Annotated in this window: 6 protein-coding genes; all 6 read left to right on the top strand. The window is 70.3% G+C overall.

Annotated elements, in window-relative coordinates; genetic code table 11:
• The first annotated feature begins 119 nt into the window (after positions 1 to 119).
• The gene (locus tag SSA01S_RS18385; protein ID WP_061781558.1) at positions 120 to 2,390 is read left to right on the top strand and encodes a DUF2460 domain-containing protein; all 2,271 of its coding nucleotides are present in this window, start codon (positions 120 to 122) and stop codon (positions 2,388 to 2,390) included.
• Positions 2,387 to 3,193, top strand: a complete 807-nt coding sequence (locus SSA01S_RS18390) for a phage/gene transfer agent baseplate hub protein (protein WP_061781559.1) — start codon at positions 2,387 to 2,389, stop codon at positions 3,191 to 3,193. The genes SSA01S_RS18385 and SSA01S_RS18390 overlap by 4 nt, the downstream gene beginning before the upstream one ends.
• Positions 3,190 to 3,558 (top strand): hypothetical protein, encoded by a 369-nt coding sequence (locus SSA01S_RS18395; protein WP_061781560.1) that lies wholly within the window; start codon positions 3,190 to 3,192, stop codon positions 3,556 to 3,558. The genes SSA01S_RS18390 and SSA01S_RS18395 overlap by 4 nt, the downstream gene beginning before the upstream one ends.
• Positions 3,558 to 5,681, top strand: coding sequence for a phage tail protein (locus SSA01S_RS18400; RefSeq protein WP_061781561.1), 2,124 nt, complete (start codon positions 3,558 to 3,560; stop codon positions 5,679 to 5,681). The genes SSA01S_RS18395 and SSA01S_RS18400 overlap by 1 nt, the downstream gene beginning before the upstream one ends.
• A gap of 1 nt (position 5,682) precedes the next feature.
• Complete coding sequence (locus SSA01S_RS18405; protein ID WP_061781562.1) at positions 5,683 to 6,186, top strand: DUF2793 domain-containing protein; 504 nt, start codon at positions 5,683 to 5,685, stop codon at positions 6,184 to 6,186.
• Between the two features lie 116 nt (positions 6,187 to 6,302).
• Positions 6,303 to 7,039: outer membrane protein (locus SSA01S_RS18410; RefSeq protein WP_061781563.1), on the top strand; the 737-nt coding region annotated here is incomplete at its 3' end.

The raw sequence follows: 7,039 nt of genomic DNA on the forward strand, positions 1-7,039 counted from the left end.
GGGGGGGGGGGGTGTCACCGGTCGCGAGGGGTGTCCGACCTCTCCTGCCGGGACACCCCTCCGTCAGGCCTGCGGCCTGCCACCTCCCCTTGCAGGGGAGGAATAAGAGGAGCGAAATCATGCAATACTGCCTGCACGACCAGCGTCGTGACCAGCGCAGCGACACACTGTCGCGTTTCGATCCGCGCTACTGGACGGTCGATTTCCCGCGCCCGATGATGGCGGCGGCGGTGGCGAGCGCGCCGGATGGCCTGCGCGTCGATACCGTCTTTTACCGCGCCGACGATCTGGCGGGGCTGATCTGGGAATCGGCGGACCGGCATGACCATCCGCTGCTGCGCTACGCCACGGTGCGCGATTATCGCGATTGCCGGTTGCGGTTCCGGTGGCGCTCGGGCGGGATCAAGCCGCTCGACGCGCGGCATGGGCCGACGCTGACCATCGAGGGGCGGGACGAGACCGGCGAGGCCCGCGCCTGGTATGTCCGGCTGTGGAATTACGCGACCGGTACCCCCGAGGATGCCGAGGTCGTGCTCGATTTCGCGACGCTGGCGGGCGGCTTCCGGTTTCCCGAGAATCGTGACCCCGTGTGGGCGGGCGATGTCGATCGTATGTTCGTCTCGCTGGTCGCGCCCGATTACGATACGGACGCGCGCTTTCTCGACCAGCCGCAGGAGGGCTGGGTCGAAATGACCGGTATCGCCTGTGACGGGCCGGGGGCGGTGATCGATATCGGCGCGGCGGTGCTGCCTGAACAGGGTTTCGGCATCGCGAGCGGTTATGACGACAGCTATCACCTGACGCCGCAACGTTTGCTGCGCAACATGCTGCACCTCGGCTATCGCGGCGATATCGTCCATTATGTCGGGATGAGCCATTATTTTCGGCTCGAGCGTAGTGGCGAGGGGCTGTACGCCAGCCTGACCGGCGGGGCGCTGAACGTCGCGAGCGCGGCATGGCATCGCGGCTTTGCGCGGGACGCCAGGGCGCTGGGCTATGGCCTGATCTGGTCGCTGTCGTACGAGCTGTTCGACGCGCATTGCTGGGGCGACTGGAAGCAGCGTGCCGCCGACGGCGCGCCCGCGCTGACCGGCTGGGAGCCGCCCTCGACCCTGCTCAGCCCGGCCCATTCCGGGGCGATGGCCTATCTGCAGTCGGTGGCGCGGGCCTTTTTGGCGCTCGGCACAGCGGCGGGCCTAGCGCCGAAGTTCCAGGTCGGCGAACCCTGGTGGTGGGTGCGGCCTTCGGACGGTGCGCCGTGCCTGTACGATGCGGCGGCGGTGGCGGCCTTCGCGCCCGTGCCGATGGCGAGCATAAGCGGTGCGAAGAGCCAGGCCCAGCGCGACACGCTCGACCGGGCGGGGGCGTGCCTGGCGGCGTCGACGGCGGCGCTCTGTGCGGCGGCGAAGGCGGCGGCACCGGGCTGCGTCACGCATTTGCTCACCTATCTGCCGACCGTGCTCGACCGCCAGGCGCCCGAGGCCAAGCGGGCCAACATGCCGGTCGGCTGGGCCAGCCCGGCCTTCGATGTGTTGCAGCTGGAGGACTATGATTGGGTAACGGCGGGCGACACCGCCGCGACCCGCCAGGGCGTGGCGCTGGCCGAGGCGCGGCTCGGCTATCCGCCCGCGCGCCAGCATTATTTGTCGGGCTTCGTGCTGCGCGCCGACCAGCGACAGCAATGGGGATGGATCGCCGACGCGGCACAGGTCGCGCGCGAGCGGGGTGTGGCCGCGACCTATTTGTGGGCGATCCCGCAGGTGATGCGCGACGGCTTCGTCTGTTGGGAAGGGGACGGTGATATGCAGGCTTTCGACGATGTGCTCTTCCCGCTGGCGCTGGGACGCGAAGCGGAGGTGACGCCGGGTTTCTCCACCGCGATCCTGACCAGTGCGGGCGGGCGAGAGGCGCGCAATGCCGCCTGGGCCGAGGCGCGGACGACCTATGATGTCGGTCCCGGCATCCGCTCGGCGGAGGATATCGCGGCGCTGCTGGGCTTCTTCCGCGCGCGGATGGGCCCGGCGCGCGGGTTCCGGCTGCGCGATCCGTTCGATAGCGTGGGGACAGACGAAGCGCTGGGCATGGGCGACGGCACCACGCGCCGGTTCGCGCTGATCCGCCATTATGGCGACCAGACGCGGCGGATCACCCGCCCCGTCGCCGGCAGCGTGTCGGTGAAGGTCGCGGGCCAAGGCGTCGCCGGGTTCGGGATGGAGCCGGGCGGCTGGCTGCTGCTCGACACCGCGCCCGCCGCCGGAGCGGTCGTCACCGCCAGCTTCACCTTCGACGTGCCCGTCCGTTTCGCCGAGGACCGGCTGAGCGCCACGCTGGCGGGGTTCCAGGCGGGGGCGGCCTCCTCGGTCCCCCTGGTCGAGGTGCGCGAGGCATGATCGCGGACACGCTGACGAGCTGGGTGCTGTGCTGGCGGATCGAGCGGCGCGACGGGGTGACGATCGGGTTGACGGGCCACGATCATGATCTGTGGCTCGATGGCCTGCGCTACCGCGCCGCACCCGGCCTGACGCCGAGTGCGATCCTGCGCGGCGACGGGCTCGACCCCGATCTGATGGATGCGTCGGGCGCGCTGACCAGCGCGGCGATCGGCGAGCGCGATCTGCTCAGCGGACGCTGGGACGGGGCGAGCGTCGCGGCGATCGCGGTCGACTGGTCCGGCGAGAATGCCCCCGTGCCGCTGGGCCAGGGCGCGATCGGCGCGGTGCAGCTGGGCGAGGGGGGCTTCACCGCCGAACTCGGCGGGGTGGCTGCGCTGCTCGACCGACCGGTGGCGGAGGAGACCTCGCCCGATTGCCGCGCGTCGCTGGGCGACCGGCGGTGCCGGGTGGCGATGGCGGGGCGGCGGCGTTTCGTGCGGGTCGTGGCCTGGGATGGCGAGGCGATGCTGACCCTCGACACGGCCGAGCCGGTCGCCAATGCGTACGGCCAGGGGCGGCTGATCTGGTTCGGTGGCGCCAATGCGGGGCTGGAGGCGATGGTCGCGCGATCGGAGGGGAGCCGATTGTGGCTGTCCGCCGCGCCCGCCTTCGCGGTCGAGGGGCGTCCACTGGTCGAGCTGGTCGAGGGTTGCGACAAGCGTCTGGAAACCTGCCTGTCGCGCTTCGCCAACACCGTCAATTTTCGCGGCGAGCCGTTCCTGCCCGGCATCGACCTGCTCACCCGCTATCCCGGCGCATGAACCGGGTCGAGGCGGCGGCGCGGGCGCTGCTGGACACGCGGTTCCGGTTGCATGGCCGGGACGCGGCGCACGGGCTCGATTGTGTCGGTCTGGTCGCGGCGGCGACCGGGCGGCAGGCACCGACCGGTTATGGCTGGCGCAGCGGTGATGCGGCGCGGGTGACGGCGTTGCTCGACGCGCAGTTCGTGCGGGGAGCGGACACACCCGGCGCGGTGCTGCTGATGCGGGCGGGGCCGGGGCAGCTGCATCTGGCGATCCGGGTCAGCGACGGAATCATCCATGCCGATGCAGGGCTTCGCCGCGTCGCGTGGCGGCCGGGCGTGCCGCCCTGGCCGGTACTGGGATATTGGAAGGGGGAGGGGTAATGGCGACCTTGGTCTTGGGCACGGTGGGCCGTGCGCTGCTGGGGCCGGTGGGCGGCGCGATCGGTGCGCTGATCGGCAACCGGTTGGATCATGCGGTGCTGGGTTCGCCGCGTCGGCAAGGCCCACGCCTGGCCGAATTGTCGGTGCAGACATCGACCTATGGCACGCAGATGCCCGCCATTTTCGGCACGATGCGGGTCGCCGGGCCGGTCATCTGGGCGACCGACCTGATCGAGGCACGGGGCACGAGCGGCGGCGGCAAGGGGCGGCCGGGTACCGAAAGCTACAGCTATTCGGCGAATTTCGCGGTGGCCCTGTCGGGGCGGATGATCCGGCGGGTGGGTCGTATCTGGGCCGATGGCCGGTTGCTGCGGGGGGCGGCGGGCGACTTCAAGGTCGCGACCGGCTTTCGCCTTTACACCGGCAGCGAGGACCAGCCCGTCGATCCACTGATCGCCTCGGTCGAGGGGACGCGCGCCTCGGCCTTTCGGGGGCTCGCCCATGCGGTGTTCGAGGGGCTGGCGCTGGCCGAGTTCGGCAACCGCATTCCGCAACTGACCTTCGAGGTGGAGACGGATGCTGCGCCGGTGACCTGCGGCATGATCGCGGGGGCCCTGTCGGCGCTGGTGAAGCCTGGGGATGCAGGGCTGTCCGTGGCGGGTTTCGCCGCGAGCGGTGGCAGCGTGCGCGCGGTGCTAGCGACGTTGGCCGATATGAGCGGCGGACAATGGGTGGCGGATGGTGCGGGCGTTCGGCTGGTGGCGAGAGAGGGCCTTCCGTCGCGGACGATCCGCGACGACGCCATGGGCGCGCGGGGGGCGGGACAGCGCGGTCGGCGCAGCATCGCGGCCGAGGCGGCGGTGCCCGCCAGCGTGACGGTGGCGCATTACGACCCGGCGCGCGATTACCAGATCGGGATGCAGCGCGCGCGGCGCTCCGGCGGGGTACGCGACGAGCGGCTGGACCTCGCCGCCGCCCTGGACGCCGCGACCGCGCGCACCCTGGCAGAGACCCGGCTCGCCCGCCGCGCCACCGAGCGGGTTCGCCGTACGGTGACGCTGGGGCCGGAGGCGCTGGCGATCACCCCGGGCACGATCCTGGGCATCGAGGGCGAGGCCGGGCGCTGGCGCGTGGTCGAGGCAGCGTGGGAGGCGATGGCGGTGCGGCTGGCCTGTGTGCCGGTGGGGCAGGCGGGGGCGATGCTGCCCGCTTCACCCGGCCGGATCGCACCCGCGCCGGATCGGGTGATCGGCGCGACCCGGCTGATCGCGTTCGAGGCGCCGCCGCTGACCGACGATCCGCTATCCAGCCCGCGCCTGTCGGTCGTGGCGGCGGGCGGCCCTGGCTGGCGACAGGCAAATCTGGCCTATAGCCTGGACGACGGTGCCAGCTGGATCGCGCTCGGCGCCACCGCGCTGCCCGGTGTGATCGGCGCGGTGGTCGCGGTGACCACCGGTGGGGGTGCGCGGCTGATCGACCGGCGGGGGGTTTTCGTGGTGCGGGTGGCCGAGGATCTGGCCGATGCCGATCCGGCGGCGATCCAGGCGGGGGCCAATCTGGCCTGGATCGATGGCGAGCTGATCCAGTTCGCCAGGGCCGAGCCGCTGGGTGACGGCCATTGGCGGTTGAGCGAATTGCGGCGCGGCTTGCGCGGGACGGAGGCGCGGATCGGGCAGGCGGGACCGGGCGCGCGCTTCGTCCTGCTGGAGCCTGGAGCGGTCCGCACGATCGATGTGCCGGTCACGATGCTCGGCGGCCGGGTGCACGTTCTGGCGCATGGTGTCGGCGATGACGGCGCGGGCGTTCAGGCCATGGCCGAGGTCACCGGCGCGTCGATCCTGCCCCCCGCCCCGGTCGGCTGGCGGTGCACACGGGGAGCGGACGGGCAGGTCGCCATCGGCTGGACGCGGCGGAGCCGGATCGGCTGGCGCTGGCTCGACCGGGTGGACGCGCCGCTGGGTGAGGAGGCGGAGCGCTATCGCATCGCCATCGGCGACCGGGTCGAGGAGGTGGCCATGCCCGGCTGGCGCGGCGCGGTGGCCGACGACACGCGCGTGACAATCTGGCAACTGGGAACCTGGGGCGCATCGCTGCCGCTGGTCGGTTTCGTGGGGGAGGGATGACATGGTGACGGAGACACCGCGCTGGACGCTGCCGCTGCTGGAAGCGGGGCAGGCGCAAAAGGAAATCACGCATAACGAGGCGCTCAGCCTGCTCGATCTGATCGTGCAACCCTGTGTCGAGGCGGTCGGGCTCAACGTCCCGCCGGGCGTGCCGCAACTGGGCCAGGCGTGGATCATCGGACCGCAACCGACCGGGGCCTGGGCCGGGCATGCCGCTGCGCTGACGGGGTGGACCGATGGCGGCTGGCGATTCCTGGCACCGCGCGAAGGCATGGGGGTCTGGAGTCGGGCGGAGCAATGCCGGTCCGAATGGGATGGAAATGCGTGGCGGACAGGGCGTGTCCTGGCGCGCGAAGTGATTGTGGAGGGAAAAAAAGTTATCGGGTCGCAACGATCCGCAATCGCCGTTCCAAGCGGTGGTCAAGTCATTGATATTGAAGCACGTAATGCGCTGGCCTCGGTGATTGCGGCGCTCGGTGCGCACGGTTTGATCGCCTCGGGGTGAGCAAAATCCTGTGCCTTTAATGCCACAGTCGCGGGCTTTTGTTTGCTTGCGTGGAAACCAACGCTCCGATAGTGGGTTTGCGCTGTCCGTAGTGACAACCAAGAAAGGGGACTATGATGCGGAAGCTTGCCATTGTTCTGGCACTCGCCTCCACCGCTCTGGCTTCGCCTGCCCTCGCCCGCGACAAGTCGTGGTACGTTGGCATCGAAGGCGGCGGGATGATCGTCGAAGATATCAATTACGATATCACCGGCACGCGCACCGGCACCGCCAGCGTCAACCATGATTATGGTTATGACGTTGACGGCGTGATGGGTTACGACTTCGGTGGTTTCCGTCTGGAAACCGAAGTCGGCTATCGTCGTGCGACCGTCGACTCGTTCAGCTCGACCACGCTGACCAACACCGGCGTCGGTGCGGGCACCGTTCCGGCTGGTAACTACGACTATGCCGGTGGCTCCACCTCGGCGCTCAGCTTCATGCTGAACGGCTTGCTGGACTTCGGTGCCGATGACGGCATCCAGGGCTTCGTCGGCGGCGGTGTCGGCGTTGCGCGCGTCAAGGCGAACTACGCCCTGACCCAGCGTGCTGACTTCCTGAACGACTCGGACACCGTGTTCGCGTGGCAGGCTCTGGCGGGCATCCGTGCTCCGCTGACCGACCACATCGACGCGACGCTGAAGTATCGCTTCTTCAACGCCGAGAACGTCAAGCTGGTCGACGTCGCGAACAACACGTTCGACGGCCGCTTCCGTTCGCACTCGATCCTGGGTGGCGTGGCGTACAACTTCGGCGAACCGGCTGCTCCGCCGCCGCCGCCGCCGCCCCCGCCGCCCCCGCCGCCTCCTCCCCC

This window comes from Sphingomonas sanguinis NBRC 13937, from assembly GCF_001591005.1.
Taxonomy (GTDB): domain Bacteria; phylum Pseudomonadota; class Alphaproteobacteria; order Sphingomonadales; family Sphingomonadaceae; genus Sphingomonas; species Sphingomonas sanguinis.

Bases quoted from the DNA above. Each gene is read 5' to 3' on its own strand.
- SSA01S_RS18400 (WP_061781561.1), top strand. From the start codon at position 3,558: ATGGCGACCTTGGTCTTGGGCACGGTGGGCCGTGCGCTGCTGGGGCCG.
- SSA01S_RS18405 (WP_061781562.1), top strand. From the start codon at position 5,683: ATGGTGACGGAGACACCGCGCTGGACGCTGCCGCTGCTGGAAGCGGGG.
- SSA01S_RS18395 (WP_061781560.1), top strand. From the start codon at position 3,190: ATGAACCGGGTCGAGGCGGCGGCGCGGGCGCTGCTGGACACGCGGTTC.
- SSA01S_RS18390 (WP_061781559.1), top strand. From the start codon at position 2,387: ATGATCGCGGACACGCTGACGAGCTGGGTGCTGTGCTGGCGGATCGAG.
- SSA01S_RS18385 (WP_061781558.1), top strand. From the start codon at position 120: ATGCAATACTGCCTGCACGACCAGCGTCGTGACCAGCGCAGCGACACA.